General features: G+C 60.1%; 1 protein-coding gene. It reads right to left on the reverse strand.

Annotated elements, in window-relative coordinates:
• Positions 1 to 273, reverse strand: a 273-nt coding sequence (locus JN414_RS16610) for a hypothetical protein (RefSeq protein WP_202208897.1), incomplete at both ends; no start/stop codon positions are given.

The following is a 273-nucleotide window of genomic DNA, read 5'->3' on the forward strand; positions in this document are numbered from 1 at the left end:
CCTGTGGCCTTCTGCTTCAACATTCAGGGCATCACGCATCTGTCTGGCAACAGACAGGCGGGAACTGGTGTCATCCACCCTGCTCTGCTGGGAAGACACGCCGGCGTCTGCGTCCACCTGGGACAGACTGCCATTGGACACCAGGACATTCGCCTGGGACTTCATGTGCGCCAACTTGTCCTGCTCGGCTGCCAGCTGAACCGTCAGCTTTGACACTTCATCACCAGCGGCAGCGGCATTGCGCTGAAAGTCCAGAACCGCCGCCGCATTCTG

Origin of the sequence: Gluconobacter sp. Gdi (genome assembly GCF_014132155.1) — a bacterium.
Lineage (GTDB): Bacteria > Pseudomonadota > Alphaproteobacteria > Acetobacterales > Acetobacteraceae > Gluconobacter.